Here is a 26,897-nt window from a genome sequence, read left to right as displayed (position 1 = left end):
TTAGTCGGCAGCAGTATGAAAGTTTTTTCTATTTTTCCAATAGATGAATCACGAACCAAAATCTACGCCAGCAACCAGTCTGGTCAATTCCAGTTCTGATTAGTTCTCAGTAATGCATGTCTGTAGATTCTGTGTCAGTCGATGAAAAATCTGCGGTGTCTTGTTGGGCATGTCAGCGTGGGTTCACGGTGTTTATGAGTATTTGGTCCGGCGCACTAAACCAGTTAAAAGTTGTATCAGCATTGGCGTTGCCTGCAAGTTTTCCAGCGGTAACTTTTATGCACTTCAATCGGTGCAGCAGTAGGGAAAAATCATGAAAGCCCCCGAAGCCACTGAGCTCAATGGCTATAAGGATATCCACCTATAGAGTAAAATACACATCCATTGTCTTATATAAAAAAGATTTGGATGTCCTGGAAATGAATGCATTTGATTTAATGAATAGGCTATCTGTCATTTATGACGCACGCCAGCAATGGAAAGTAGATCATAAACTTGCCGATATTCTGCCCTTAACCATCTGTGCTGTCATTGCAGGTTGTGAAGGTTGGGAAGAAATTGAAGACTTCGGCAATGAAAGACTGCAATGGTTAAAAAAGTATGGTGAATTTGAATACGGTATTCCTTCACATTATACAATTTCCAGAGTAGTTGCTGCTATTAACCCAAAGCAATTTCAGAAATGCTTTATTGAGTGGATGCAAGCCTGTCACCAGACAACCAATGGTGAGATCATTGCAATTGATGGAAAAACAGCAAGAGGCTCTTACGATAAAGGCAAGGACAAAGGTGCAATTCACATGGTGAGTGCATTTGCGACTGCAAACGAATTGGTTCTTGGCCAAATTAAAATTAATGATAAAAGTAACGAGATTACCGCCATACCTGAATTGCTTGATCTCCTGGAAATCCGTGGCTGCCTCATAACTATAGACGCCATGGGGTGTCAGAGGGACATTGCCAAGAAAATCGTTGATAAAGGCGCTGATTATTTGTTAGCGGTAAAAGGCAACCAGGGCAAGCTTCATGAAGCATTTGAGAAACATTTCTCTGTTGAAAAAGTGAATCAATGGAATGGTGATACTTTCAGAGTCGAAGAAAAAAGCCATGGTAGAATGGGAACACGCCTTCACATAGTAAGTGATACCTTTGATGAGTTCGTTAATTTTTCTTTTGATTGGAAAGGAATGAAAACACTCGGGATTATTTTCTCTGCCAGAATGGAAGATAAAGTGTTCAACGCTGATGATATCAGTGTGCGTTATTATATCTCCTCTGCGGAGTTAACAGCAGAAGAATTCTCACATGCTGCAAGAGAGCATTGGGCGATCGAAAATAAACTCCATTGGAAAATGGATGTTGCAATGCGAGAAGATGATTGTCGAATCAGAAGGGGCAATGCCGCTGAAATGCTCACAGGTTTTCGACATATGGCAGTGAATATGTTGAACAATACCAAAACCTTTAAAGCAGGCTTAAAGCGTAAACAGAAAAAGGCAGCCATGAACACACAATACCTGTCTGAAGTCCTTGCTGGGTGTGGGGTTTCATGATTTTTCCCTAGGTGCAGCAGGTGCAGGCTTTACTTAAGCTCCTCTGCAATAATCAACATTGTCTCAGGCGGCAGGGCTGCCGGGCTAACAAATACAGGCAAAGGGATGGCTCGCTGCGTTCGCCACCCTTGCTGTCAGCGTTAGCAGCAAAGAGTAAAAATCGAGTTCAGAGTAATCTTTTAAGAAAAGTGGAATATTAGTACCATATGGATCAAGTAAAGAATATTGCAGATAAAATATCAGTTGAAACGCCTGACTTTTCAAGTTGCATTGATGTAATAGAGCATGACTTAAAAATCTCTGGCATCGAAACAACAATTAGATTGCACTACTTAAAATTCGATGGAAATAGGCAGCCTATGGTACGGGCTCTAGCCAATACTTTGTATTTATATATCATTGATTATTGTCTTTCTGCAAAAAATAGAGAAGAATCTTTATCAGGACGACAATCAGCCCTTCTAGTGAAAGAAGCCAGAAGTCTGTTCCGTCACCCCGAAATATCAGATGAGTCCCCAGATAAGACAGGGGAGGCGGGAGAAACCCTACTTTATTTTCTAATGGAGGCGGTTTTACAAGCTCCTCAAATAGTTTCAAAAATGGAGTTAAAAACAAACCATAAGGATGAAGTAAAAGGTTCTGACGGCATACATGCGAGATGGAATGACGAGATCGAAATGGTTGATTTTTATTTCGGTGAGTCAAAATTATATAAGGATGTAGCTGGTGCGATGACTTCTGCTCTAAAAAGTGTCAACGACTTTCATGATATAAAAATGTATGAGCACGAATTCAACATGGTCACCAAACATTTTAAATATGCAGATGAAGAGGTTAAGCGTGAAATTTCCCAGCTATTCACTAACGGGAACCCTGGAGAAAACGTTAGAATTAACCACGCATGTTTGATCGGCTATGACTATGATGGCTATGCAGCAGTTGCAACAGAGCCTAGAAATATCATGAAAGATAAGTTTGAAGAATCTTTTAGAGCAGATGGAGAAAGATTAGTAAGACTTCTTCAGAAAAAGATGGATAACTTCAATAAAAAGTATCTTGCTTTTGATATTTTCTTTTTACCTTTTCCATCAGTCGTAGAATTTCGAAATGCTTTCAACGAGGCTCTGGACTAAAAGAAAATGACCAGCATCTCAACTCTAATTGAAAAATTACAGATATCTAGCACTCAAAATCAACTTCCGGGTAAACCGATACATGATGAAATGACTTTGACTAAAGGTGAAATCAATCAGCTAATTGGTCATACTTCTATAATATCATTATCAGAAAAGCCTGAAGACAAAATACTAGCTTATGAAATAATAACTCGGCTTATAGAAATAGATAATGATAAAAACCCAAAGCTAATTAACTCTGCAGAAGTCATAATGTCCAGGTTAGGTAATTTTCCTGGCAGACAGCTTCTCAGAGAACGCCACAGCTCTGCAACTAAAAAAGTTCCAAGTTTCCTAAAACTTGAATGCTTAATGCGAGAAGTTGAAAACTCTATTTTTATAGATGATGAATCAATTCAACTCACAGACTTTCAATACAATTTTTATAACTCTCTCCAAGAAGAAAAAGCTTTAAGTATTTCTGCACCAACATCTGCTGGTAAATCCTTTGTTCTTGGCTTAAATCTTATAAACAGACTGAGAGAGAAGAAAAATCAGTGCATTGTATACATTGTTCCTACAAGGGCTCTAATAACTGAGGTTTCTAACAGAATTAGAGAGTCATTGAGGCAATATAAACTTGATGACATTATTATCAGAACTGCTCCTTTCACTGTATCAGCAGATAAAGCTAAAAATGGAGTTGTATATGTCTTAACTCAAGAGAGATTAATGAACTTTCTCAGCAATACTAGTGAAGAGATGCCAAAAATATCCTCACTCATTGTTGATGAAGCCCATGAGATACAAAAGGGAAAACGAGGCATACTGCTACAAAGCGCAATAGATTTTCTGCTCAAAAAATATCCGAAAACCGAAATATTATTCGCTAGCCCTCTAATAAAAAACCCAGGCTATTTTTTCAATATATTTAACATTACGGACAATGGGAAATTTTTCACTGAAACAATTTCACCAGTTTCTCAAAACGTAATATTAGCATCAGATGTATATCGTAAGCCTAAAGAAATTCGGTTCGAGCTACTTGTTGAATCAGGAAATGTTGATCTTGGAATTAGGGGCGTTGACTTTAAATTCAGAGACAGCAAATCTCTTCAGAAGGCACACTTAGCCAAAGAAATTTCTAATAATCAGGAATCGGTTATAGTCTTTTCAAATGGTCCAGCTGACGCTGAAGCAGTTGCAAAATCAATAAGTTCAACAGCAACTGATTTCGTAGCAAATGAAAACATAAAGCAATTCGTAGACTTTTTAAAGAAAGAAGTTCATCCAGAATATCCACTTATTGAGTGCTTGCAATCCGGCGTAGGATTTCACTATGGAAAAATGCCTTCGATTGTACGTTCAGGGATTGAATCTCTTTTCAAAAACGATGAAATAAAATATATATGTTGCACAAGTACATTACTTCAAGGCGTAAACTTACCAGCCAAACATATTATAATCGAAAACCCTAAATCTGGTGACATACCCATGTCACGTTCTGATTTTCTTAACTTATCTGGACGTGCGGGAAGGTTGTTAAAAGAGTTTCACGGAAATATTTGGTGTATTAGACCTTCAACATGGGAAGATAACTCATATGAAGGAGAGAAGCTTCAGGAGATTTCTTCTGCAATCAGCACTGTCATGACTGATGGAGGGTCTTTAATTCAAGACCTTTTTGATGAAAATTTAGATTCAGGAAAGATTATTGATAAAGCAGAAATGGCATTCAGCAAGCTTTATCAAGATTATCATTATTCTGGTGACCTATCATCTTTTGAGAGCTATAGAACAGATGCTAATTCTGAGAATCTAGATAAGACCATATCCGTCATCTCGGAAATAATTATCGATTTACCCTCTGAAATAATAGAAAAAAACAAGGTCATAAGACCAGATCACCTTCAGCGTGTGTATGAATTCTTAACTAACTGCCATCAATTAGATAGCTATACCCCCTTAAGCCCATACTCTGTAGGTGCCAAGGCAGTCATGGAAAATATTATCGATATTTTCATCGAATGCTTTGAGTGGAAAATTACCACCGGTTTTAAGAATTTAATTAGCTATTTGGCGCACCACTGGATGTGGGGAAAATCACTAGGTGAACTACTAACACAGCGAGTAAATTTTGTAAGGAGAGATGATCCTGGTGCTGATGCATCGACAATAATTAGAAATTATCTAGATGTACTAGATCATGAAATTAGATTTAAATTGGTGAAATATTTTTCTGCATTTAATGACGTATTAAAACATGTACTTTTGGAGAAAACGCTTGTAGAAGATGATTTTGAAATAGAACCTTATCACATATATTTGGAGTTTGGCTCTTGTCGTAAAGAAGCACTAAATATTATGGCACTAGGCCTATCTAGATTTACGGCATTACATCTTGCTAATACCAACACTTTTCCTTCAGAAACTTCTGATATCGATGAGTACTTCAATAAAATAAAAACTATCGAAGTACAAAAGTTGAAGATGCCAAATCTATGTAAACAAGAGCTATTACAAATCCAAGGCAAGAGCCTGCCTCTAGCTGCTGCTAACAAGTAAATCCAGGTGACGCCTGCGGCGCACCTGATTTAAGCGTTATGCTGCTATACCAATTATCAAAATGGTATATAATAGGTATCTATATGCTGCAGGTAAGGTATTAAAACCAAGTGTTTGAATATGACCCAGATAAAAGTATGACTAATTCTGACAAGCATGGCATCGACTTCGATGAAGCCCAGAACTTATGGGAGGATGAGTCAAAAATTGTCTTTCCTGCAAGTGTTGAGGGAGAAGAACGATTTCTCATGGTTGCAAGGTATAAAGGCAAACACTGGACAGCAGTTTATACGCTACGAGGAGACAACATAAGAATTATTTCTGTACGTCGTTCCAGAACAAAGGAGATTACTTGCTATGAAAACTGAAGATTTCGACAAAGCCTTTGATGAAGGTAGCGATCTTATTGATGATGTTGTTCAGTGGGATAAAGGTCATCGTCCTGATCTTGATACAAAACGAGTTAACATTGACTTTCCAATCTGGATGATAAATGCCCTTGATAAAGAAGCTGCCAGGCTTGGAGTTGCTCGTCAAGCAATAGTAAAAACTTGGATGGCTGAAAAGCTAGATCAAGCCCGCCGGTGAGAACACAGCATAACAAAAATACCAGCGGACTGCCTTTGGCAGCCGCTGAATTTGGCGTTAGCAGGCAGCAATAATAGTGAGTTTCTGGTTGTGAAAAGACCAGTTTTCAAAAAGAGTTTTTGGGTTCACTGTCTATGGTGGGTTTCGAGTTAGAACCTCCCAGCAAAAAGACACTGTTACACTAACTTTTCAGTAGTTCTCAGCAGTTCATGTCTGCTGGTGTGAAGTCTGTCGCTGAAAAATCTGCGGTGTATCGTTGGGCATGTCAGCGTTGGTTTTCAGTTTATCGGTACTTTTTGCTCAGTGGCCCTATGCCAGTTCAAAGTTGCATCAGCTTCTTTATCGCCTGGAAGCTTTTAAATATCAGAGATTGTGCGCTTCAATCAGTTCAGCAAGAAAGCTGCTAATCCTCTGCATCATTCACCATTTGCCCTTGCGGGTGGGCTGCCATGCTAACAAGTTGCTGGTGTCGCCCCTAAAGGGGCTGGGACGCCGCTGTGCGGCGCCCCACAGCATGGCGTTAGCTGTCAAAGGAGAAATTGTGGCTAAATTAAGAATATTTATATCATCAACATGTTATGACTTGGGTGTTGTGAGATCTGAGCTTCGCCCATTTATAGGTTCTCTTGGCTATGAACCTGTGATGAGTGATTATTCTGATATTCTTTATGATCCTCGCTCTCATACCCATGAGAGCTGCATAAAGGAAGTACCAAACTGCGACATGGTTGTTTTAATAATTGGCCCTAGATTTGGTGGGACTGGTATACCTGCGTTATTAGAAGATTTTGACTTCGGATTACTAAAAGGCAGTTCTAGTAAAACGGATATTTTAGAACATAAAGACAAACTATCCATCACCCAGTTAGAAATATTGAAAGCAGTAGAGCAGTCCATCCCTATTTATGCCTTCGTTGATGAAAAAGTACTCCATGATCATCATGTCTATGAAAAAAATAAGAGTAAGCCATCTGTTATGAAGGAAATAGAATTTCCGTCAATACAGAAAAAAGATACGGCAAAATATATATTCGAATTTATCAACTTTTTAACTCACAGAACTAGCAATAACAGTGTAACTGGATTTTCTAAACTTGATGATATAAAAACCACTCTTGTTGGGCAGTGGTCACAGCTTTTCCAAAGGCTCTTATCCGAGAATAAAAATAGAAGTAATGAAGGGAAACGATATGCTGACTTTTCGGAAAGCCTTGAAGACCTAAAAGCTGTTGTTCTAGCGTCAATTACAACGCCAAATCTTCGTGATACAGCTAGAGGAGCAATTCAATTTAGGCACTTGATATCCTTTTTAGGCGGATTTCAATCTGAAGACTTACATGAACTTCTTGTTTCGGATTATAGCTGGGAGGAACTTCTCGAAAAATTTGAAATATCCAAAATTAAAGAAATCGAAATCGAAAAGGGTTATAGACCACGGCTATTTCTACTAAAAACAGACGGCACATTCTATGACTGTCGTTTTTCATCCAGGGTACTTGATGACGTTAAGTTGGATTGGAGAAGCTTCTTGGATGTAGAAAAGGAAAGCCGGAAGGCAATAATTGATGCTACCTTGCAAGATCGAGATTCACGCCGCCGCAGAGATATTCATTATGTACCGGAAAATTTTGAGGAATACATTGAAGAGACTATAAAGGAGCGCTTAGGTGATAGTGAGCAAGATGACAGCTAACAAGTTGCTGCACGCGGATAAATTATCCGCTGCGCTCCTAATTTACCGGTGAGCAAGGCGTTAGGGCGCTACACCAGCTCAAGAACTAGTAAATACATTAAAACCAGTGTATATTCATCCAGTTAAATAGGAGGGTGTGCATTAGTGGTCGAACGAAGAAACAGAAGCAGTTTAAATGTTTTTGAACGGGCTGGAGCGTTCCTTGATGGAGCATTTTATAGCCTTGCGACCCCTATTGGTGCCTTTATCATGACATTGGGAGGCGCATTCCTTGGCTCTTATGACCACAGTAAGGCATGGGCTGTTGTGGACTCTAGTGCTAGTTTTATAGCGTATCTACTGACGAACCCTTACGCAGCTTTTATCGTTGGTTTTCCTCTAACGGTGTTCGGTGCCAAAGGTGTGTACGATGAAAAGAAACAACTGACCAAAGAAAACGATCAGTTGCGCCAAGAAAATATTAAGGTAAAAGATCTTGAGGCTGAATTGGAAGCCTCTCAAGAGGATGGACAAAGCCTTCGCTCTGATATTTACCGTGTCCATCAAGACCTTGTTGGAACATGGTTAAAAGGTGTGTCTAAACAAATTAACTTGGACTCCTATTCTAGGGTTTCAATTTACTATGAAAACCGAGAAAGCTTTTATCTGTTATCAAGGTATTCAATAAATCCTAAGCTTGCTAAAGTGCATAAACCAAAGTTTGGACTAAACGAGGGTGTTATTAGTCAGGCTTGGCAGCATGGCGAGCACTCTGAAGATAATAGCCCTGAGTTTGCTTCAGACAAAGATGGATACTTTGAGTATATGATGCAAAATTATAGCTATAGCCGTGAAATTCTTGAATCTATTAATATGAAAAGCTGTAGGTATTTTGCAGTGGCTATAACTGAAGCTGGAGATAACATTGGAGTGATACTTTTTGAAAGCGAAAGAAAAGATTCATTTCCTAATGAAGTTAAAATACAAATAAGGGATTATTGCAGTGATTATCAAAGCCATCTTTGTAACTTTGTAAAAGATGGTATTTTGTATGATAAATCAATTGATTCTAACAAAGCACCAGCGACAGTCGATAATGATGCTGATGTATTGAATATGTTGGGAGGCTTAAAGTGACTAGGTTACAGAATATAATTGCTTACTTTTGCACCCAATATCCACATAAAGGTGAGCTATCTAAAGCTAGGCTGACAAAACTAGTTTATTTGGCTGACTGGTTTAGTGCTTTAGCAGATGAAAAACAGTTAACATCAATTAAGTGGCTGTTTAATCACTATGGGCCATATGTTGATGATGTTTTCAATGCAGTAAAAACTGGCGATGGTTTTACAATTGCGCACGAAAAAACCATGTATGGCTCTGATAAGCTTTTGATTGGGTTTGATGGTAATATTGAGCCTGTTGAACTATCTCCTAGAGATAAGCAGATATTAGATGCTGTAATCACTAAAACAAAAACATTATATTTCAATGATTTTACAGACTATGTCTATTCAACTTTCCCTGTCGTATCTAAGGATAGATATTCCTATCTTGATCTCGTAGGTCTAGCTCAAAAATACAAGGTAGAAAGCACCCTAACAAATGGTTCCAGGTGACGCCTACGGCGCACCTGATGCAAGCGTTATGTGCCAAATCAAGTTAAGTTAATATGAATGAGATCCACTTTCTTAACATAGATCTAGATATCGAATCGTCGATTGATATATCTCCCATCATCAAGGAATGGGGAGAGCGTATTTGCGTGTTTCGTAATGAAGAGATTGATGGTATTTACTATGGATCCTTTGAAACAGCCTGTAGCGGGATCGATGAGATAATTGCTGAGTATGTTTCTTTAATTGATGGTTTGTCCAAATCATCAAGAGATATCTGGGACAAAGCACTAAGGAGAGATTTTGACTTTGGCTATGAAAGTGGCGGTAACTTTCAAGGTAGATGTCGCCTCAACTTATGCAGCTAAATCACAATGCTGCTGATTCTCTGATCGCTCAGGGTTAAGCCACACCTCTACCGGTAATTGCCAGTTTCTGGTTTCACGGCTTCCCCAACGCTCAGGGTGTTGCTCTTTTGCTTTACGGTAAACTCTTTCACGATTCAGAACCTTTTTCTGAGCCTTCCCTGTGTGTCTGTCGTAGGGGGTCTGGAACTTGATGCCACTGTGCTTATGCTCCATGTTGTACCAGTTTACGAACCCATACACCCACTCTCTGGCTGACTCCAGACTGGAGAAGTGATTCGGATACCCAGGACGGTATTTCATGGTTCTGAAGCCTGACTCTGAGTATGAGTTATCGTTACTCACGCGTGGCCTGCTGAACGATGTCTGTACACCCAGCTGCTGAAGAGTACTCAGCATGGTCGCCCCTTTCATTGGGCTGCCATTATCGGAGTGCAGAACCAGTGGTTGCTCCTGAAGGCTGATTTTATTCTGCATGAAGGCTTTGCGGATCATCTGAGCAGCCAGATCAGAGGACTCCCTTTCATGAACTTCCCAGGTCACAATCATGCGGCTATAGACGTCCAGAACCAAATAGAGATAATAATATTTACCCCTGATGGGCGACCCCAAGAATGTTATATCCCACGACCAGAGCTGATTCGGTGCCGTAGCCCGATGCGATGTTGGCTTCCGCTTTGCGGGCTTCTGACTGCGACCGCGGTGATGCTGTTGATTATGGGCCTTCAGCACTCGATAAAAGCTTGACTCAGAAGCTATATAAACACCTTCGTCGGCCAGTGTCGGTACAATCTGGCATGGCGACTTACTTTTGAATCGCTCGCTGTTACAGACTTTCAGAATCTCGTTTTGCTCACTCTTGGTTAGTTGGTTGGCAGGCATTGGCCGGTCTGCGTATTGACGCTGATCTTCCCGCACCTGTTCTACATCTTTTTGCCAGCGCTGAACCGTGCGTATCGACAGGTTGAGCGCAGCACAGGCTTTCACTTTACGTGCACCCTGTGAAACAGCTTCCTGGATTAAAGCAACGGCTTCCTTGCGATCAGGGAGAGGAATCAATCGTCCTCGCGCTCCCCCCAGATCGCGTTTGCCTTTTTTGTTAGAACCAACAGTGCTGCGGTTTCAGCAAGTGCTTTGTCTTTGCGTTTGAGTTCTTTTTCCAGTTTCTGGATGCGCTTCTTGTCATCTCGTCTGGCAGCGGCCTGTACCTGACGGGATTCAGCAGGCTTTGTGCTGCCTGCGATAAAATCAGCTTTCCACTGCTGCAGGTCTTCATAGTAGAGACCCTTCTTACGACAGTATTCGGATAGCTCTGTTGTGTTCATGTTGGCGGTTTCCATCAGAACCGCGAACTTGTTTTCAGCACTCCACTGCTGAGGATTCTTACCATCACCGGGCACGACTACACCTTGCGCTTTTGCCTGTTTGCGCCAAGTATACAGGGTCGCATCAGTAATGCCGGTTTCTCTTTTCAGCTGAGCCACGGAAACATTATTTGGCGGCATCATCTTCTGGATAATGGACTCTTTCATTTCTTTGGAATAGCGAGCCATAACAGCCTCTTTCTAAATGCTCTCAGTTATTGAGAGTCATGAATCAAAAGAGGCGACATCTATTCTGACACAGAGGGGTGGCCCCACAGCATGGCGTTATACGGCAGAAAAAATCAAAGAGCTATACCACAAGAGAGTTTTTATAGTGAAGTTAGAAAACGTTGTTCCTTGGGGACGTACACTCGAAGAGTATGAATTGATGTTTTCTTTGAGTGATAAGGATAAAAGAAAGAAAATACTTGGCTGTGGGGATGGGCCAGCAAGCTTTAACATGGAAATCAAAAAGCTTGGAGGTAGTGTAGTTTCAGTTGATCCGATATATCAGTTTTCAAAGTCTCAGATAATCACAAGAATCAAAGAAGTTCGTTCCCTTATTATGGAACAAATATATCTAAATAAAAATGAATATGTTTGGAAAAATATCAAATCTCCTGAAATGTTAGAGTCAGTAAGAATGTCAGCAATGAATGCATTCCTTAGTGATTACGATAGTGGTAGACTTGATAGTAGGTATATTTATGCTTCATTGCCAAACTTACCTTTCCAAAACAATGAGTTTGATTTAGCAGTTTGCTCACATTTTCTATTTCTTTACAGTGAACACTTTTCTGAATCGCAGCATATCGAATCAATACTTGAATTAACTAGAATTGCAAGAGAAGTAAGAATTTATCCATTACTAACATTGGATGGTAAAGAATCAAAGCATTTGCCGGTAGTATAGAACATTTAAGAAAAAATGGAATTGAAGCTTCTCTCAAAGAAGTCAGCTATGAGTTTCAAAAGGGAGCAACTCAGATGCTAATCGTGAGAAGCCGTATAACAAAGCCCTAGGAGCCTGACCGAGAATAGACTGCCCTACTGCGGCGGCAGCAAATTGGTCTGAAAATCCGCTTTTGTTCGTCAAATAGCTCGCTATTCTCCTCACAAAACCGAATTTTCATCCTCAATTTTCTGCCGTCCTCGCTACGGGCGCTATTCTCGGTCAGGCTCCTAGAGTGCGTTCCTCCCTAAAGGGCTCCACCCGATGCTGCCTTCGGCGCGCGGCTCAGGGCGGCGTTATGCGCTTCGATTCATCATAAATCATAACGTTGATACCATTTTATGACACTATGCTCTATAGTGCCTTCTATGAATGCTAAACACCGTAAAACGCTCACAGCGATATTCAAAGATCCAACCCCAAAACAGTTGGAATGGAAGGCTATAGAAGCCCTCTTGATTGCTGTCGGAGCTGATATTATCGAGGGGCGCGGGTCACGTGTAAGATTCTATAAAGATGGGGAAGTCGGAACTTTTCATAGACCGCACCCAAAAAAAGAGGCAAAGCCCTATCAGGTTAAAGATGCACGAGATTTTCTAACTAGAATTGGAGTTAAACCATGAACACAATGACATACAAAGGCTATGCAGCTAGCATAGAATACAGTGACGATGATGAATGCTTTATTGGTCATATCGCAGGCATTAAAGATCGAGTTGGTTTTCATGGTGAGTCAGTAACAGAATTAAAAGATGCTTTTCACGACGCAGTTGAAGATTATCTCGAAACTTGTGCCTCTGTGGGCAAAGAGCCTCAGAAACCATACTCTGGAAAATTGATGCTACGTATTCCACCAGAACTTCATGCAACCATTGCAACAGCAGCTCAGGTTAGCGGTCAAAGTATCAACCAATGGATTTCAAGAGCCTTAGTTCAAGCTTCTCGCATATAAACCAGCGCATAACAAGTGCGTGGTGTCGCCAGCAAGCTGGCTGGGACTGCCGCCTGCGGCGTCAGCCCCACACGCAGGCGTTATGCCTTTAATCCTCAACAGTGCTATTACCACTATTATCTCTGGTACATATTCTTACTCGATATTCTTACTCGCACACATCCATCTTTTGATTCAGTAGTTATTTGTGTAACAGAGTTGCCATGGTTTATTTGCTGCAAAGTTGCTGTTTGATCTTCTGAAGGTAAACTAATTTGAATAGGATCTCCCTCCTGTGTGCCATAAATGAAAATTCCTTCTCCACGCTGTTGAAGCTGAATAGAAATTCCACTGCTATGTGACAAATCTGGCATTGGAGGCATTGGAGGCATTAGAGGCATTAGAGGCATTGGAGGCATTAGAGGCATTGGAGGCATTGGAGGCATTGGAGGCATTGGAGGCATTAGAGGCATTAGAGGCATTAGAGGCATTGAGGGTATTGGAGGCATTGAGGGCGTTGCCGGTAAAAATTGTGCCGACATTGATAACCCATGTGCTCCAAATGTGTATGGAGCATATCGTTGACGACGTGAATGTCGTGGGTGACGTGATTCTTCATGGTTAGACATTACACAAATAACATCAACGCATTTATCATGCTCTTCAGTACTGTACTCTGGAGTATGAATACAAGCTTTCTGCATGCAATTCGGGCATGTATCATGGGCCTCAAACCAAGGGGCTATACAAGTGGCATGATATAAATGCCCACAACAAAGTTGTTGTACATTGTCACTATCTTCTAAAACTTCCAGGCATAAAGAGCAAGCCTCTTGCGCTAATGCTTGTAGAGGGATTATGAATAAAGATACGGTCAACAACTTAAAGATAAAAATTTTGTTCATGATGGAAGTCTATGCGCCTCAGCCCAGCTCAGTATAGGCATAAATCGGGTAAGGACTGGTCTTTCTCCAGCCCTCCCCACAGCACCCGGCATGCGGGTCCGCACCGGGCGGTTCACCGAGGATAGTGAAACCTGATCCATAACTCTTTCAGGGAAACAAGCCCAATATTTGCAAGATAACTGTCGTTGAGTGCCTGCTGTGTTGCAAAGGTTTTGCTCAACCGATAATACCCTTTGCTGCTGGCTGCAATCGAAGCGGCCTTGATATGATCAACGCCTAACTTGACTAAATTTCGATAACGGGTTTTCGGCTTGCGCCACTGCTTAATAAAACAGCAACGGATGCGCCGACGTATCCATTGATCCAGCAGCGGTATAGGACGGTAATATTCGGTTATTCTGAAATAACCCATCCAGCCCCGGATATATTCGGCAAGCTTTCGCAGGCGGTAGCCCATCGAGACTCCCCAGCTGCGGCTGGTGAGTTTGATGATTGTCCGCTTAAAGCGAAGCAGGCTTTTCTGTGACCAGCGGACTCTCTTCCCTGTGAAGGTAAAACTCAGGAACTCGACCTCAGTGGATTTCACCACCTTGCTTTTGGTCGGGTTGATTGTCAGTTTCAGTCGACGCTCAAGGTACCGGGTGATGCTTTCCATCACCCTTTCCCCTGCCCGTTGGCTGTGAACCACTATCACGAAGTCATCGCAATATCTTGCGAAACAGTGACCCCGATATTCCAGTTCCTTGTCCAGGTCATCAAGAAGTACATTCGACAGCAGCGGTGAAAGTGGACCGCCTTGTGGCATACCCACCCGTGTCGGGTAGCATTGCCCATCAATCATGACGCCAGCACGGAGGTAGCAACCAATCAGTTTTAGCAGACGCTTGTCGTTAATCTTACGGGCGACTCTCGACATGAGTACATCATGGCTGACGGTATCAAAGAACTGACTCAGATCAACGTCAACCGCCTGATGCAGCCCCTGTTTGATATAGCGTTTAACCTGTTGCACAGCATCATGTGCAGATCTTCCCGGTCTGTAACCAAAGCTGCTGTTTGAAAATCCGAGATCAAAGATGGGGGTTAACACCTGCACTATGGCCTGTTGTATAACCCTATCCTGAACGGTAGGAATTCCAAGCAACCTTTCTCCTCTATCGGGTTTCTCAATGACAGCCCGAAGCACCGGAGACGGTTTATATGTTCCATCCAGTAAGGCTTGGCGCACTGAAGGCCAATGCTGTTTAGCAAAGTCAGGGTAGGCCTCAATGGTGACTCCATCAATACCGGGAGCACCTTTGTTGCTTCTGACCTGTTTCCATGCCTTCAGTAAGTTGGCAGGCTCCAGTGCACAACTTAGTAGATCGTGGTTCAAAGCTGGTTAAAGATTCTGTCGCCAGACACAGTGTTTCGCCGTTCGGCTGCACTGCTCCGAGGGAATCAGTCTCCTCTTTGTCATCGGTGTTCAGTCCTTCGCTGACGATTCCTGTCGAACAACTACGCGGTAACTGCTCCTGCGTTACTCTAGCTCCTGCATCCATGCAATCGTATGACGTCTGCTGACTTCTGTTCAATCACCACACAGGATTACTCCTTTGGGCGCTATTGGTTGTCATCGGGTTTGCTCGAACAGGGTGATGAATCTTGCTCGCCGAGCCTGTTGTAACCAGTGGCTGAGAACTGGGAATAACCAATCGCATGTTGAACAGACCTCGCCGGATAAGAACATGAACTGTCAGTGCACAACCGCCGCATTTACCGTGTCTCTCAAACCAGAGGGCTTTGTGATCATTGGCTCACTCGCCCACGAGACTCGGCCTTGTATGCGATTTATGGGGGACGCCCAGTCTCCGTCGGCTCGCACCTTTGCAGTCAGACTGCCTCCGCACAATCCCTCGCGGGATTGCAATTGCCTTAAGCTAGTGGTTATCATCGGTTGGCTTATTAGGCGCAAGATCCGATGCTGGTTTACCCACAGGGGACTTTCACCCCATAAGTTCATGCCCATGCCGGGCGTACCAAGTGCTTCAGGTGAAGCCTATGGTGTACCTGATGCAGGCGTCAGCTGCTAAGAGTAAATATGCACATTCCATCAAAATTTAAAGAAGAAAACTTGGATAAATTGTATGAGTTTATTCAAGAGCATCCGCTTGGCACTCTAATAGTTTCAGCTGAAAATACTTTGGATGCTGACCATATTCCGTTTTATCTTCAGAAACGAAAGAATGCACAGGTAATACTTCAAAGCCATATTGCAAAAGTAAACCCTTTATGGAAAAAGGTCTCAGACGGTCAGGAGGTTCTGCTTATCTTTCATGGACCAAACGCTTATATCAGCCCGAATTTATATCCATCAAAGAAAGAAACGGGTAAAGTCGTTCCAACATGGAATTACTCTGTCGTACACGTTAGAGGTCGAATTTTTTTCAGACATGAAAGTGACTGGATTATTCAGCTGCTCAACAATATTTCTGACTTTCATGAACTAAACCAAACCCTTCCTTGGTCAGTTTCAGATGCTCCGTTTGAGTTCACTAAAAAACTGATAAATGCTGTTGTTGGTTTGGAGGTCGTTATTGATGATATAGTTGGTAACTTCAAGTTAAGTCAAAATAAAACAGCATCAGACTATTCAGGTGTCGTAAACGGTTTGGCGGCTTCAGAAAACAATTCAGATATTTCTGTGTCCAAAAAAATGCAACAATCAGAACGCAGCTAACTGTCTGGGACGCAGCCTGCAAGCGTTAGCCGTCATAATAACATCGAGAAGTATCGTAATGTCAGGAATAGTAGATCTTGGAAAACTTCTGGAAAGTATGAACCCAGTGCTAGTTGAGGATGAATTTGTATTTTGCAATGTATCAGGTCAACTGTCCGAGTATATTAATTTAAACCCTCTTGCTACTTTCAATGAATCAGAGGGCTTAACATTGGTTTTACCAAAAAAATCTGCTGAAAGTGCTGGCATTAGTTTTGAAAATACCTACAAGCAAATCACTTTAACTGTGCATTCAAGCTTGGAGGCTGTTGGCTTAACAGCAGCAATATCAAACAAACTTGCGTCAAAAGGTGTCAGTGCAAATGTAATTGCAGCATATTTTCATGATCATGTTTTTGTTCAATCTGAAAAAGCTCACGCCGCATTAGCTGCTTTGCACGAAATATCGGGGAAAAACGGCTAACAAGCACATGGTGTCGCCAGGAAGCTGGCTGGGTCGCCTACGGCGCCCCACATGTAGGCGGTTATGTGGCACAAATCAACAATTGAGTAAAACGAGAAAAATATGAGAACTATTGGTCTGCTTGGAGGAATGAGTTGGGAATCTACCGCAAGCTATTACAAAGCAATAAATGAAGGTATCAAAGAAGTACTTGGTGGCTTACATTCCGCCAAAATCTGCCTCTATAGTGTTGACTTTGATGAAATAGAAAAGCTGCAACATTCTGGTTGCTGGGATAAGACAGGAAAAATTCTTTCTCAAGCCGCTCAATCAGTTGAAGCGGGTGGAGCTGATTTTATCCTCATCTGTACAAATACAATGCACAAGGTTTCAGAAGAGATTCAATCTTCTATTTCAATACCACTTGTTCATATTGCAGACGCAACCGCAGAAAAACTTATCACTGATGGAATAAAGCGGGTTGGTTTGCTTGGTACAAAATTCACAATGGAGCAAGATTTTTACAAAAATCGAGTTTCAGAAAATTATGGTATAGAGGTTATTGTTCCAAACGATCAAGATCAAAACATTATTCATCAAGTAATTTACAATGAGCTGTGCCTTGGTGAAATTAATGATGAATCGAGAGAAAAATATCTCGAAATTATCAGCAACTTATATTCGCAAGGAGCAGAAGCGGTAATTCTTGGTTGTACTGAAATTGCGTTGCTTGTTCAACAGCAGCATACAAATATCCCGCTATACGACACAACACAAATTCATGCAGCACAAGCTGTGAAGTTGGCAACCAGTCAAAGTGCCGCATAACAAGTGCGTGGTGTCGGCAGCAAGCTTCCTGGGACGCCGCTTGCAGCGGTGCCGCACAGGCAGGCGTTATGCCCTTATACCAAGAAAACAAATTACAATCTGACCGGTGAGAAAAATATAATGGCTAAAAAAGAATCACTCCTAAAACTCATAGAGATCATTGAGTCCCACAAGGCAAACCGAACAGATATGATGTTCAGAAATTATTTTTCTTTAGCATGTCATTTATCCCTTCAAGGGAAAGACGAAGCTTCGAGAAAAGTTCTCAGGAGCCTTTTTGATTGGCTTGGATATGAGAATAGGAAAACATATTTCAATAACATAATTCACACACTCCCACAATACGCTGAAGATTATGCTTGGGAAATATCAGCAAATTGTGAATTTAATGAGTTAGTTCAGGAAATTACTAGAAGCAAAGAACCAGCATAAGTTAAATAAAGGCAAGCAATGAAAGTGGTTTCTATAGATACTGCCAAGCATTACAAATGGGGCGAAAAGTGTGATGGTTGGCATCTCGTAAAGTCTGCCATGCTCAGTGTAATCCAAGAGCGTGTTCCCAGTGGCTGTAGTGAAATTCGACATTTTCACCAAAAGTCAGAGCAGTTTTTCTACATATTATCTGGTAACGCAGTTATTGAAGCTGATGGAGTGGTTCATTCGTTGATTACAGGACAAGGCTTGCATATTCCGGCTAAAGTCCCACATCAGCTTAAAAATACAAGCTCTCAAGATTTGGTTTTTGTTGTCACATCTGTTCCGCCGAGTCATGGTGATCGTATCGAAGCACGGGCATAACGAATAAGGATAGATTGCGCCCAGCCGCAATCTTATCCTGTTGTTGCACAAGCCCAGGTTGAATTCTGGTAAGAAAGGTCTATTGAAGTTTACTTATCTGGCGGACCTTGAATCAAAACGTTTTTTCTGAACGCTATTTATTCAGGATGAGTGTCTCCAGACCACTGCATTACGGTAGTCTTGGGTATATCGGATCTGTCTGGCTGAGCTTACATTTCCTCCTTGCTTGTGAATGGCGGTGTTTGTTGATGTGACAATAGCTCAGGTCGGTTTCAGGAAACTGAACGCAATGTGTTTCATAGGCTCACCGCAACGCCTGCATGTGAATTTCGGGCGAATCACGGGTTCGAATGCTTTGACCATCACATTTAAAACCAGTTGCACCAGTGATAATTGTTTTTTTGCGTTGCTGTGTAAAAATCCGTAATCCCGCGATCGTCGAAGTCGCCTGGGTAATACATGTTTCAGTACCAGCCACAGGAAGTCTTCTCCTGTGTCAACAGAATGGTGTAATAGCGCAGTTTCCGTGCAGTATTGAGCAGTCGTTCTACCTCTGCAGGCTTCAGGATAACGGGCAGTCGCTTGACGGTCGGTGGTTTGATGATTTCAACAAAGCCACAGGGTTTCCCAGAACATGTTTCCAGAAAAACTGCAGGCCATTACAATCGGTTTTGACCTTGCTCCAGGAATGGCTTTCCAGAAGGGCGGCAAAATAGGTTTTTAAATCCTCAGGGCTGAGTCTGTCAGGAGAACGATCAAAGAAGGTTGCCAGCCGCCGAATTGGCCTGCTGTATAGATCAATGGTTGATTTTCTTTTGCTCTGAAGCTTCAGGGTGGTGATGTGTTTTTGATACAGTTTGTCAAACCGGATTTGCTCAGAACGTTCCATGTTGCTTCCTTATATAAGCCGCGCCGGAGTGGTACGGATATCAGGAAGTATTGGCAATGTTGGGGTGGCTGGGATGAACGGTATTTTTTTGCCGCGTTAGCGGCTTGGTTCAACAACAACGATCATGGTGTATCAAACAGACGCATGAAAAAAATTCAGGTGACGCCTACAGCACACCTGATTTAGGCGTTATGTTGCATACAAATCAAAGGAATCATTCATCAAATGGACTTTCTCCCCAAAGTGTTGGAAGCAGAGAGATTAATTCTCAGACAATTCGAAGACGGTGATTGGGTTGATTTGCACAAATATTATTGTGACTCAGTAGCTACAAAATTCACAACTGGTCGCTCTTTTACAGAGGGTGAAACATGGAGAGCTATGGCAGGAATGATTGGCCATTGGCAACTACGAAGTTATGGCCCTTATGCTGTTGTAGAAAAGTCCAGTAACGCTGTACTGGGTCCAGTAGGCTTCTGGTATCCTAACGACTGGCCATCTCCAGAAATAAAGTGGGCACTGGCTCCGGAGTTCTGGGGACATGGCTTTGCAAAGGAGGCAACTCTGATTGTTCAAGCAACTGGCAAAAAAATTATGCCAGATTTGTCTTTGATAAGTTTTATTCATTCAGAGAACTTGGCATCAATAAAGCTAGCGAAATCTGTAGGTGCAAATCTCGAAAAAGAAACAGAGTTCAGAGGTGGGCTCTGGCAAATCTACCGCCATCCACATGCAACATAACAATTACAGGCAAAGGGATGGCTCACTGCGTTCGCAACACTTGCTGCAAGCGTTATGCTACGTACGTTTATAATAATAGGATTTAATATGTTAGATAAACTAAACAACAAAGTACTAATAATATGTTCATTGATATCTACATGCATTATGTTTTCAATTGTCATGTTTTATGTAAATCCATTAATTGATGGTAAAAATGGGTTTGAAGTTATTGGCTTGCAGCTGGCTTTTAATAAATCGGTTGGTATCGAGTTGGTGAGACATTGGGGGGATTCTGGTATAAACAATTTTAAATCATTGATATTTACTGACTATATCTATGCTGTATCTTACTCTTTGTTTTTTTCATCATTATTGTCATTTCTTATTTTCAAGAACAACAAATCTAAGCACTTTTCTTATACTTGGGTTGTATACCTAGCTTTTCTAGCAGGAATACTCGATTGCATTGAAAACACTATTGAACTTCGTTTTTTAGAAAATACTGCAATTTTTTCGGATGATATATTTTTAATCCATTCTTGGCTTGCTGTTTTTAAGTGGGCCACCCTTCCAGTCATATTAGGCTATGTTTTAGTTTTGTCTGTGCCGAAAAAAAATACTATGACGATAGAAAAAGCATAACAAGGCCAGTCAGTCGGAATCGCTACGCTCTCCGCTGCTGGCGGCGTTAAACCGCATTACCTATCATTGACATACTATAAATGATATATATACTATATTTGGTATGTGGGAAATATACGAACATAAGAAATTGGCTGGTCAGCTTCGAAAAATTCCGAAGGATGTCTTGCAAAGGTATGAAAAATGGAAGGATATCGTAATGATCTCAGGCCCTGGAGGCCTAAAACAGATTCGTGGGTTTAATGATGAGGCCCTACGTGGAGAGTGGAAGGGCTTTCGATCATCACGCCTAAATATGCGATATAGAGTGATTTACAAAGTTGAGAAAGACAATGTTCTTGTGCAGGTCGTAAAAGTAACTCCACACGACTACAGGAGAAAATGAAATGAGCGAATACAGGAAAGCTAAACGTCATGTAGAGGTGTCAGTGGGCGATTCGGTTCGGATTGTACGAGAGCTTCAAGAGCTCAGTCAGAATGAACTTGCGGAAATAACTGGGATACCGCAGTCTACACTTTCTGCAATCGAAAATAATCGAGTCAATCTTGGAGTTGAAAGGGCCAAGATCTTAGCTCGTGCTTTAAAATGTCATCCAGCCGTTCTAGTCTTTCCTGGTTGGGATATTAATCAAGAATCAGCGGCTTAATTGCTTTATATCTCAAACATGGCTTTCAAGCATTACATCAAGCAGAGCAGAATTCTGTAACAACAACGATCATGGTGTATCAAACAGACGCATAAAAAAATTCAGGTGACGCCTACAGCACACCTGATTTAGGCGTTATGTTGCATACAAATCAAAGGAGTCATTCATCAAATGGACTTTTTTGTCCCCAAAGTGTTGGAAACAGAGAGATTAATTCTCAGACAATTCGAAGACGGTGATTGGGTTGATTTGCACAAATATTATTGTGACTCAGTAGCTACAAAATTCACAACTGGTCGCTCTTTTACAGAGGGTGAAACATGGAGAGCTATGGCAGGAATGATTGGCCATTGGCAACTACGAGGTTATGGCCCTTATGCTGTTGTAGAAAAGTCCAGTAACGCTGTACTGGGTCCAGTAGGCTTCTGGTATCCTAACGACTGGCCATCTCCAGAAATAAAGTGGGCACTGGCTCCGGAGTTCTGGGGACATGGCTTTGCAAAGGAGGCAACTCTGATTGTTCAAGCAACTGGCAAAAAATATATGCCAGATTTGTCTTTGATAAGTTTTATTCATTCAGAGAACTTGGCATCAATAAAGCTAGCGAAATCTGTAGGTGCAAATCTCGAAAAAGAAACAGAGTTCAGAGGTGGGCTCTGGCAAATCTACCGCCATCCACATGCAACATAACAGTTACAGGCAAAGGGATGGCTCACTGCGTTCGCCACCCTTGCTGCAAGCGTTAGCCCTCCTAAATCTAGCTAAGATCAATCCCTTGACTTTATTTGGCTCCAGAGTAAACTTAAAATCAATAAATTGATCTTATAGTAATTTTCATGTTAACTATATCTGGCAATGAAATAATAAAGCGCCTCTACTTTGATAACCCATGGTGGGAAACCTCCAATATTGAATCTAGGTACCAAAATTATCCCAAGAGGTTTTACTTTACTCCTTTCTTTGAATTGGTTAGAGAGTCATCTATAAATAGAGCTGCTGTCTTAATGGGGCCTAGACGAGTTGGTAAAACTGTTATGGTTTACCATACAATTGGAAAGTTACTTGAAGAAGGTGTTAGTCCGACCAGCATTCTTTATGTTTCTTTGGAAACACCTATATATACGGGTCTTTCGCTTGAACAAATTTTAAATTTTTTTAATGAAGAATTTAAGCATAAGAGAGATAGCAAGCTCTATATAATTTTTGATGAGATACAATATCTTCCAAACTGGGAAGTTCATTTAAAATCACTTGTTGATTCATATGCATCTCATAAGTATATTGCCACAGGTTCAGCCGCTGCTGCTCTTAAATTGAAAAGCCGTGAATCAGGTGCAGGTCGGTTCACAGAATTTCATCTCCCATCTCTAACATTCGCTGAGTACATTTCGTTTATCAATAAGTCAGATAAACTCATGAGCTATGATGATGAATTTTGGGAAGCATTAGATATAGAAGAACTAAACAAAGAGTTTGTAAACTATCTTAACTATGGTGGTTATCCTGAAGCTGTATTTTCATCATTGATACAAGAAGACAGCTCTAGATATATAAAGAGTGACATAATTGATAAAGTGCTTTTAAGAGACTTGCCAAGTCTTTATGGGATAAATGATGTTCAAGAATTGAATAAACTTTTTAATGCTATAGCCTATAACACAGGTAATGAAATAACTTTAGAGTCATTGTCAAAGTCGTCAGGTGTTTCAAAAAATACCATAAAAAAATATATTGAGTATTTAGAAGCTGCTTTTCTAATAAAGATTATTCATCGTGTAGATATTAGTGCAAAAAAATTCAAAAGGGCAACAACGTTTAAGGTATATCTTACAAACCCTTCAATGAGGGCCGCTCTTTTTGGCCCTGTGGAGGGAAACCATGAAGCAATGGGAACCTTGACAGAAACAGCAATCTTCAGTCAGTGGGTACATAATCCCAATATAGAAAACTTACACTATGCTCGTTGGAAGGCAGGCGAAGTTGATATTGTGTGGTTAAATCTTGCAACTCAAAAGCCTTACTGGTGTGTTGAAGTAAAGTGGTCTGATTTACCATGCTCTGACTCTAGAGTTCTAAAGGGGATTATCGCATTTATAAAGCAGCATGATTTAGATGATGGCTTAGTAACCACAAAAACAATAACTCAGAAACAAACCGTTGATGGTGTTAAGCTACGATATAGGCCTAGTGCTGCTTACGCATACACCTTGGGAACAAATATACTCGGAGGGCTAAATCGGGTAGCCGGAGGATACTAACCTCCAACCCCCACCCCACGTAGCGTGCGGATCCGTACCGGGCGGTTCACCGAGGATGTTGAAACCTGATCCATAAGTCTTTCAGAGAAACAAGCCCAAGGTTTGCAAGAAAGCTGTCGTTCAATGCCTGCTGCACTGCAAAGGTTTTGGCCAACCGGTAATACCCTTTGCTACTGGCTGCGATCGAGGCGGCTTTGATATGGTCAACGTCTAACTTGATCAGATTTATATAACGGGTTTCCGGCTTACGCCACTGCTTGATAAAACAGCAACGGATGCGCCAACGTATTCATTGATCCAGTTGCGGTATGGGGCGGTAATATCCGGTTATCCTGAAATAACCCATCCAGCCCCGGATATATTCGGCATGCTTTCGTAGTCGGTAATCCATTGACACTCCCCAGCTGCGACTGGTGAGTTTGAATATCTTCCGTTTGAAGCGTTGCAAGCTCTTCTCTGACCAGAGGATTCGCTTCCCTGTGAAGGTAAAACTCAGGAACTCGGCTTCAGTGGCTTTCACCACTTTGCTTTTGGTGGCGTTGACGGTCAGTTTTAATGGGCGCTCAAGGTAACGGGTGAAACAGTGGCCCCGGTATTCCAGTTCCTTGTCCGGGTCGTCGAGAAGTACATTGGACAGCAGCGGTGAAAGAGGACCGCCCTGTGGCATGCCTACCCGGGTAGGGTAGCATTGCCCATCGATCATGAAACCAGCGCGGAGGAAGCGGCCAATCAGTTTTAACAGGCGCTTGTCGTGAATCTTACGAGAGACTCTTGACATGAGTACATCGTGGCTGACGGTATCAAAGAATTTACTCAGATCAACGTCAACTGCCTGATGTAGCCCCTGTTTGATATAGCGTTTAACCTGTTGCACGGCATCTTGTGCAGACTTTCCTGGTCTGTAGCCAAAGCTGCTGTTGGAGAATCCGGGGTCAAAGATTGGGGTCAACACCTGCACTCTGGCCTCTTGTATAACCCTGTCCTGAACCGTTGGAATGCTCAGCAGCCGTTTTCCTCCACCGGGCTTTTCAATAACAACTCGAAGAACCGGAGATGGCTTATATGTTTCATCCAGTATGGTTTGGCGCACTGAAGGCCAGTGCTGTTTGGCAAGGTCAGGGTAAGCCTCAATGACGACGCCATCGATACCGTTGGCAGTAATGGAAAGGTTAGATATGGTCAGGCAAGCATCAAACTTTGAGCATCCAGCCTAACCTGTTGGCCACAAACTCAGAGAGCACGGATTAAACAATCACGTTGGGCAGCAACCGCCTTTTAACAAGTGCAGTCAAAGGGAGGCTCACTGTGTTCGCGCCCTTGCTGCAGGCGTTATCAGTAGGGATACATTATGAGTAAATCAACGTTTGAAAAAATATCGATCGGTTCGGCTTTTGAAAGCCTTTTTGTTTTCCTGGTTGCGGGAATGCTATTGGTTGTTCTGGGTGGCTGTTTTGTAGATCTTAGTGGGGACTTGCCAGGTTGGTACTTAAATTTGATTCAAGAACCTATCTCGATCGGATACTTCTTTATATTGAGTATTCTAAGTCTATTGGCTACTGCTTTAGTTACTTGGGGAGGGACTAAGAACCATAATGAAAAGTGGTGGTTTGAAAAAATCTTTTTGGCTCCTTGTAGAGCAGGAATAAGTTGCGGCTTTATCGCAAGCGGTATGCTCGTTGGTATTGGGTTAGGATTGTTCATAGTTACCCGTGGGGTGCCTGATTCAGAACTCGCAAATACCTCACTAGCTTTTATTGCGTTGGGTGTATACTGCTTTGCTGTAGCTTATCCTATAGCACTGCTGATGCTTTACTTGATCAATCAGGATGCAAAACATAACTTTGTAATCGATCTGTTTGGTGCTCTATACATAGCTTTAGTAATCTTTGCAGGCTTCATGTTTAAAGAATATATGGATTGGGTTGGTTTGGGGGCGTGCTTTGCAATATTAATTATTTATGCATTTGTAGGTCGAATATGGTTGCGCAAAACTGATAACAAATAAATCAGCCTGTTGCCTGGCGGCACAGGTTATTAAGGCGTTAGGTGCTCACAACTTCACATCGCGCAATGGCTCTGCTATCAGAGGAAATTCAGAAATTACCTTCTTGTCCATCGTGAACAGTTTTGTCCCAAGGTTCATAGCCAAAGAAACATATTCGCAGTCGTATGCTGAGCAGTTGCTCTGATTTACAAGAGATAACACGTTCAGTGATTTGATGTCATATTCATTACCAGACATTAATGTTTCAGCTTCATTCTGTATCTGGAGAGCTTTGTCGTAGGTAACAAGCTCCTTTCTCAGATAGAGTGCTAAAACATTTCTAAATTCGCTACGCCAGAGGTGAGGAGCAACCCACAACGGGTCAATTTCGAGAAGCTTTTCCGCATGCGGGGTGTATTTCGTTGGCAAGTACAAATAAACGAGTACATTGGTATCAACAACAATCATGCTCTGCCTTTATTAATCGCATCTTGGATATCGTCAATATCAACCAGATTGGCATCAATCCCTCTACGTAGCTCTCTGGCACGCTGCAAGTGCTCGGAAGGGTTCACTCGCTTAGGCAAAAGCATTTGCTCAAGACAATGAATTAACTCACTATTTATGCTTCTGTGGTGGGCGGAAGCCGCTTCTTTCAACCTGTTATAAAGAGTTTCGGGTATGTTTTTAACCGTAATGGCTGGCATTGCTTAACCTCCTGAAATGCCATAATGGTTTCATTATGGTTGCAAAGTGTCAATCAGTCAAACAACGCACCAAAATCGGGTAGCCGCAGGTCTCTAACCTCCAGCCCCCATACCACCACGGCGTGCGGATCCGCACCGGGCGGTTCACCGAGGATGGTGAAACCTGATCCATAAGTCTTTCAGAGAAACAAGTCCAAGGTTTGCAAGAAAGCTGTCGTTCAATGCCTGCTGCACTGCAAAGGTTTTGGCCAACCGGTAATACCCTTTGCTACTGGCTGCGATCGAGGCGGCTTTGACATGGTCAACGCCTAACTTGATCAGATTTATATAAGAGGTTTCCGGCTTACGCCACTGCTTGATAAAACAGCAACGGATGCGCCGACGTATCCATTGATCCAGTTGCGGTATGGGGCGGTAATATTCGGTTATCCTAAAATAACCCATCCAGCCCCTGATATATTCGGCAAGCTTTCGTAGTCGGTAATCCATTGACACTCCCAGCTGCGACTGGTGAGTTTGAGTATCTTCCGTTTGAAGCGTTGCAGGCTCTTCTTACGAGAGACTCTTGACATGAGTACATCGTGGCTGACGGTATCAAAGAATTTACTCAGATCAACGTCAACTGCCTGATTTA

31 protein-coding genes and 3 pseudogenes are annotated in these 26,897 nt (G+C 41.9%); 25 read left to right on the top strand and 9 right to left on the bottom strand.

The window, feature by feature from the left end; translation table 11 throughout:
* Positions 1-419: 419 nt before the first annotated feature.
* The 9 genes from ACOJUO_RS21610 (at position 420) to ACOJUO_RS21570 (ending at position 9,477) form a co-directional block, all read left to right on the top strand.
* Positions 420-1,553: an ISAs1 family transposase gene (locus tag ACOJUO_RS21610; protein WP_422138116.1), complete on the top strand. Its 1,134-nt coding sequence runs from the start codon at positions 420-422 to the stop codon at positions 1,551-1,553.
* A 206-nt stretch (positions 1,554-1,759) separates the two neighbouring features.
* On the top strand, positions 1,760-2,686 hold the full coding sequence (locus ACOJUO_RS21605; protein WP_422133972.1) for a HamA C-terminal domain-containing protein: 927 nt from the start codon (positions 1,760-1,762) through the stop codon (positions 2,684-2,686).
* A gap of 6 nt (positions 2,687-2,692) precedes the next feature.
* Positions 2,693-5,233 carry a DEAD/DEAH box helicase gene (locus ACOJUO_RS21600; protein ID WP_422138115.1) on the top strand — a complete coding sequence of 847 codons (2,541 nt, stop codon included), beginning with the start codon at positions 2,693-2,695 and terminating at the stop codon, positions 5,231-5,233.
* A gap of 110 nt (positions 5,234-5,343) precedes the next feature.
* Positions 5,344-5,601 (top strand): BrnT family toxin, encoded by a 258-nt coding sequence (locus ACOJUO_RS21595; protein ID WP_422138114.1) that lies wholly within the window; start codon positions 5,344-5,346, stop codon positions 5,599-5,601.
* Positions 5,591-5,821, top strand: coding sequence for a type II toxin-antitoxin system BrnA family antitoxin (gene brnA / locus ACOJUO_RS21590; RefSeq protein ID WP_422138113.1), 231 nt, complete (start codon positions 5,591-5,593; stop codon positions 5,819-5,821). The genes ACOJUO_RS21595 and brnA overlap by 11 nt, the downstream gene beginning before the upstream one ends.
* 262 nt (positions 5,822-6,083) lie before the next feature.
* Complete coding sequence (locus tag ACOJUO_RS21585) at positions 6,084-7,514, top strand: DUF4062 domain-containing protein (protein WP_422138112.1); 1,431 nt, start codon at positions 6,084-6,086, stop codon at positions 7,512-7,514.
* Between the two features lie 144 nt (positions 7,515-7,658).
* Positions 7,659-8,630 carry a hypothetical protein gene (locus tag ACOJUO_RS21580; RefSeq protein WP_422133967.1) on the top strand — a complete coding sequence of 324 codons (972 nt, stop codon included), beginning with the start codon at positions 7,659-7,661 and terminating at the stop codon, positions 8,628-8,630.
* Positions 8,627-9,112 (top strand): Panacea domain-containing protein, encoded by a 486-nt coding sequence (locus ACOJUO_RS21575; protein ID WP_422133966.1) that lies wholly within the window; start codon positions 8,627-8,629, stop codon positions 9,110-9,112. Before ACOJUO_RS21580 ends, ACOJUO_RS21575 begins: the two co-directional genes overlap by 4 nt.
* 53 nt (positions 9,113-9,165) lie before the next feature.
* On the top strand, positions 9,166-9,477 hold the full coding sequence (locus ACOJUO_RS21570) for a hypothetical protein (protein WP_422138111.1): 312 nt from the start codon (positions 9,166-9,168) through the stop codon (positions 9,475-9,477).
* Here the strand turns inward: ACOJUO_RS21570 and ACOJUO_RS21565 are convergent.
* Positions 9,466-11,027, bottom strand: a protein-coding gene (locus ACOJUO_RS21565; RefSeq protein ID WP_422138110.1) for an IS3 family transposase whose coding sequence is annotated in 2 segments (ribosomal slippage) — positions 9,466-10,565 and positions 10,565-11,027 — 1,563 coding nt in all. Because the reading frame shifts where the segments join, the coding sequence is not laid out codon by codon here. The genes ACOJUO_RS21570 and ACOJUO_RS21565 overlap by 12 nt on opposite strands.
* A 16-nt stretch (positions 11,028-11,043) precedes the next feature.
* On the opposite strand from ACOJUO_RS21565, the gene ACOJUO_RS21560 reads away from it, so the two are divergent.
* From ACOJUO_RS21560 to ACOJUO_RS21545, 4 genes are all read left to right on the top strand, one after another.
* Positions 11,044-11,751: a class I SAM-dependent methyltransferase gene (locus ACOJUO_RS21560; RefSeq protein ID WP_422138109.1), complete on the top strand. Its 708-nt coding sequence runs from the start codon at positions 11,044-11,046 to the stop codon at positions 11,749-11,751.
* 407 nt (positions 11,752-12,158) lie between these two features.
* Positions 12,159-12,413 carry a type II toxin-antitoxin system HicA family toxin gene (locus tag ACOJUO_RS21555; protein ID WP_422138108.1) on the top strand — a complete coding sequence of 85 codons (255 nt, stop codon included), beginning with the start codon at positions 12,159-12,161 and terminating at the stop codon, positions 12,411-12,413.
* Positions 12,410-12,742 carry a type II toxin-antitoxin system HicB family antitoxin gene (locus tag ACOJUO_RS21550; RefSeq protein WP_257282032.1) on the top strand — a complete coding sequence of 111 codons (333 nt, stop codon included), beginning with the start codon at positions 12,410-12,412 and terminating at the stop codon, positions 12,740-12,742. The genes ACOJUO_RS21555 and ACOJUO_RS21550 overlap by 4 nt, the downstream gene beginning before the upstream one ends.
* Before the next feature lie 337 nt (positions 12,743-13,079).
* Positions 13,080-13,346, top strand: a complete 267-nt coding sequence (locus ACOJUO_RS21545; RefSeq protein WP_422140107.1) for a hypothetical protein — start codon at positions 13,080-13,082, stop codon at positions 13,344-13,346.
* Between the two features lie 91 nt (positions 13,347-13,437).
* Here the strand turns inward: ACOJUO_RS21545 and ACOJUO_RS21540 are convergent.
* Both ACOJUO_RS21540 and ltrA read right to left on the bottom strand, forming a co-directional pair.
* Positions 13,438-13,626 (bottom strand): annotated as a pseudogene (locus tag ACOJUO_RS21540) (RING finger domain-containing protein); the annotation flags it as partial.
* Positions 13,627-13,738: 112 nt separating this feature from the next.
* Positions 13,739-15,001, bottom strand: coding sequence for a group II intron reverse transcriptase/maturase (gene ltrA, locus ACOJUO_RS21535; RefSeq protein WP_422138107.1), 1,263 nt, complete (start codon positions 14,999-15,001; stop codon positions 13,739-13,741).
* A gap of 705 nt (positions 15,002-15,706) precedes the next feature.
* On the opposite strand from ltrA, the gene ACOJUO_RS21530 reads away from it, so the two are divergent.
* The 5 genes from ACOJUO_RS21530 to ACOJUO_RS21510 all read left to right on the top strand — a co-directional run bounded on the left by ACOJUO_RS21530 (position 15,707) and on the right by ACOJUO_RS21510 (position 18,413).
* Positions 15,707-16,345, top strand: coding sequence for an FMN-binding negative transcriptional regulator (locus ACOJUO_RS21530; RefSeq protein ID WP_422133962.1), 639 nt, complete (start codon positions 15,707-15,709; stop codon positions 16,343-16,345).
* 58 nt (positions 16,346-16,403) lie between these two features.
* Complete coding sequence (locus tag ACOJUO_RS21525; protein ID WP_422133961.1) at positions 16,404-16,808, top strand: ACT domain-containing protein; 405 nt, start codon at positions 16,404-16,406, stop codon at positions 16,806-16,808.
* Positions 16,809-16,910: 102 nt separating this feature from the next.
* Positions 16,911-17,615: an aspartate/glutamate racemase family protein gene (locus ACOJUO_RS21520; RefSeq protein WP_422138106.1), complete on the top strand. Its 705-nt coding sequence runs from the start codon at positions 16,911-16,913 to the stop codon at positions 17,613-17,615.
* Positions 17,616-17,618: 3 nt separating this feature from the next.
* Positions 17,619-18,047: a hypothetical protein gene (locus tag ACOJUO_RS21515; RefSeq protein ID WP_422138105.1), complete on the top strand. Its 429-nt coding sequence runs from the start codon at positions 17,619-17,621 to the stop codon at positions 18,045-18,047.
* Between the two features lie 18 nt (positions 18,048-18,065).
* Positions 18,066-18,413, top strand: a complete 348-nt coding sequence (locus ACOJUO_RS21510) for a cupin domain-containing protein (protein WP_422138104.1) — start codon at positions 18,066-18,068, stop codon at positions 18,411-18,413.
* A gap of 261 nt (positions 18,414-18,674) precedes the next feature.
* On the opposite strand, the pseudogene ACOJUO_RS21505 reads toward ACOJUO_RS21510, so the two are convergent.
* Both ACOJUO_RS21505 and ACOJUO_RS21500 read right to left on the bottom strand, forming a co-directional pair.
* Positions 18,675-18,908, bottom strand: a pseudogene (locus ACOJUO_RS21505) (transposase); the annotation flags it as partial.
* Between the two features lie 67 nt (positions 18,909-18,975).
* The gene (locus ACOJUO_RS21500) at positions 18,976-19,302 is read right to left on the bottom strand and encodes a phage integrase N-terminal SAM-like domain-containing protein (RefSeq protein WP_422133957.1); all 327 of its coding nucleotides are present in this window, start codon (positions 19,300-19,302) and stop codon (positions 18,976-18,978) included.
* 225 nt (positions 19,303-19,527) lie between these two features.
* Here ACOJUO_RS21500 and ACOJUO_RS21495 point away from each other — a divergent pair, with 225 nt between their 5' ends.
* The 6 genes from ACOJUO_RS21495 (at position 19,528) to ACOJUO_RS21470 (ending at position 23,572) form a co-directional block, all read left to right on the top strand.
* The gene (locus ACOJUO_RS21495) at positions 19,528-20,043 is read left to right on the top strand and encodes a GNAT family N-acetyltransferase (protein WP_422133956.1); all 516 of its coding nucleotides are present in this window, start codon (positions 19,528-19,530) and stop codon (positions 20,041-20,043) included.
* An 87-nt stretch (positions 20,044-20,130) separates the two neighbouring features.
* The gene (locus ACOJUO_RS21490; RefSeq protein WP_422133955.1) at positions 20,131-20,667 is read left to right on the top strand and encodes a hypothetical protein; all 537 of its coding nucleotides are present in this window, start codon (positions 20,131-20,133) and stop codon (positions 20,665-20,667) included.
* 103 nt (positions 20,668-20,770) lie between these two features.
* Positions 20,771-21,052: a type II toxin-antitoxin system mRNA interferase toxin, RelE/StbE family gene (locus tag ACOJUO_RS21485; protein ID WP_422133954.1), complete on the top strand. Its 282-nt coding sequence runs from the start codon at positions 20,771-20,773 to the stop codon at positions 21,050-21,052.
* Between the two features lies 1 nt (position 21,053).
* Positions 21,054-21,314 (top strand): helix-turn-helix domain-containing protein, encoded by a 261-nt coding sequence (locus ACOJUO_RS21480; RefSeq protein WP_422138103.1) that lies wholly within the window; start codon positions 21,054-21,056, stop codon positions 21,312-21,314.
* A 171-nt stretch (positions 21,315-21,485) separates the two neighbouring features.
* Positions 21,486-22,004, top strand: coding sequence for a GNAT family N-acetyltransferase (locus ACOJUO_RS21475; RefSeq protein WP_422133952.1), 519 nt, complete (start codon positions 21,486-21,488; stop codon positions 22,002-22,004).
* Between the two features lie 146 nt (positions 22,005-22,150).
* Entirely contained in the window at positions 22,151-23,572 is a 1,422-nt protein-coding gene (locus ACOJUO_RS21470; protein WP_422138102.1) for an ATP-binding protein, read from the top strand.
* 289 nt (positions 23,573-23,861) lie between these two features.
* On the opposite strand, the gene ACOJUO_RS21465 is transcribed toward ACOJUO_RS21470, so the two are convergent.
* The gene (locus ACOJUO_RS21465) at positions 23,862-24,662 is read right to left on the bottom strand and encodes a reverse transcriptase domain-containing protein (RefSeq protein ID WP_422138101.1); all 801 of its coding nucleotides are present in this window, start codon (positions 24,660-24,662) and stop codon (positions 23,862-23,864) included.
* 258 nt (positions 24,663-24,920) lie between these two features.
* On the opposite strand from ACOJUO_RS21465, the gene ACOJUO_RS21460 reads away from it, so the two are divergent.
* Positions 24,921-25,577 (top strand): hypothetical protein, encoded by a 657-nt coding sequence (locus ACOJUO_RS21460; RefSeq protein ID WP_422138100.1) that lies wholly within the window; start codon positions 24,921-24,923, stop codon positions 25,575-25,577.
* Positions 25,578-25,622: 45 nt separating this feature from the next.
* Here ACOJUO_RS21460 and ACOJUO_RS21455 read toward each other — a convergent pair whose 3' ends face one another.
* The 3 genes and pseudogenes from ACOJUO_RS21455 to ACOJUO_RS21445 all read right to left on the bottom strand — a co-directional run.
* Entirely contained in the window at positions 25,623-26,024 is a 402-nt protein-coding gene (locus ACOJUO_RS21455) for a type II toxin-antitoxin system VapC family toxin (protein WP_422133949.1), read from the bottom strand.
* Complete coding sequence (locus ACOJUO_RS21450) at positions 26,021-26,263, bottom strand: FitA-like ribbon-helix-helix domain-containing protein (protein ID WP_422133948.1); 243 nt, start codon at positions 26,261-26,263, stop codon at positions 26,021-26,023. Before ACOJUO_RS21450 ends, ACOJUO_RS21455 begins: the two co-directional genes overlap by 4 nt.
* A gap of 144 nt (positions 26,264-26,407) precedes the next feature.
* Positions 26,408-26,767 (bottom strand): annotated as a pseudogene (locus tag ACOJUO_RS21445) (group II intron maturase-specific domain-containing protein); the annotation flags it as partial.
* Positions 26,768-26,897: the final 130 nt, after the last annotated feature.

Origin of the sequence: Endozoicomonas sp. ALC020 (genome assembly GCF_049275935.1) — a bacterium.
Taxonomy (GTDB): domain Bacteria; phylum Pseudomonadota; class Gammaproteobacteria; order Pseudomonadales; family Endozoicomonadaceae; genus Endozoicomonas_A.
Note: the sequence above shows the minus strand (reverse complement) of the source record. Positions and strands in the feature narration are given on the sequence as shown.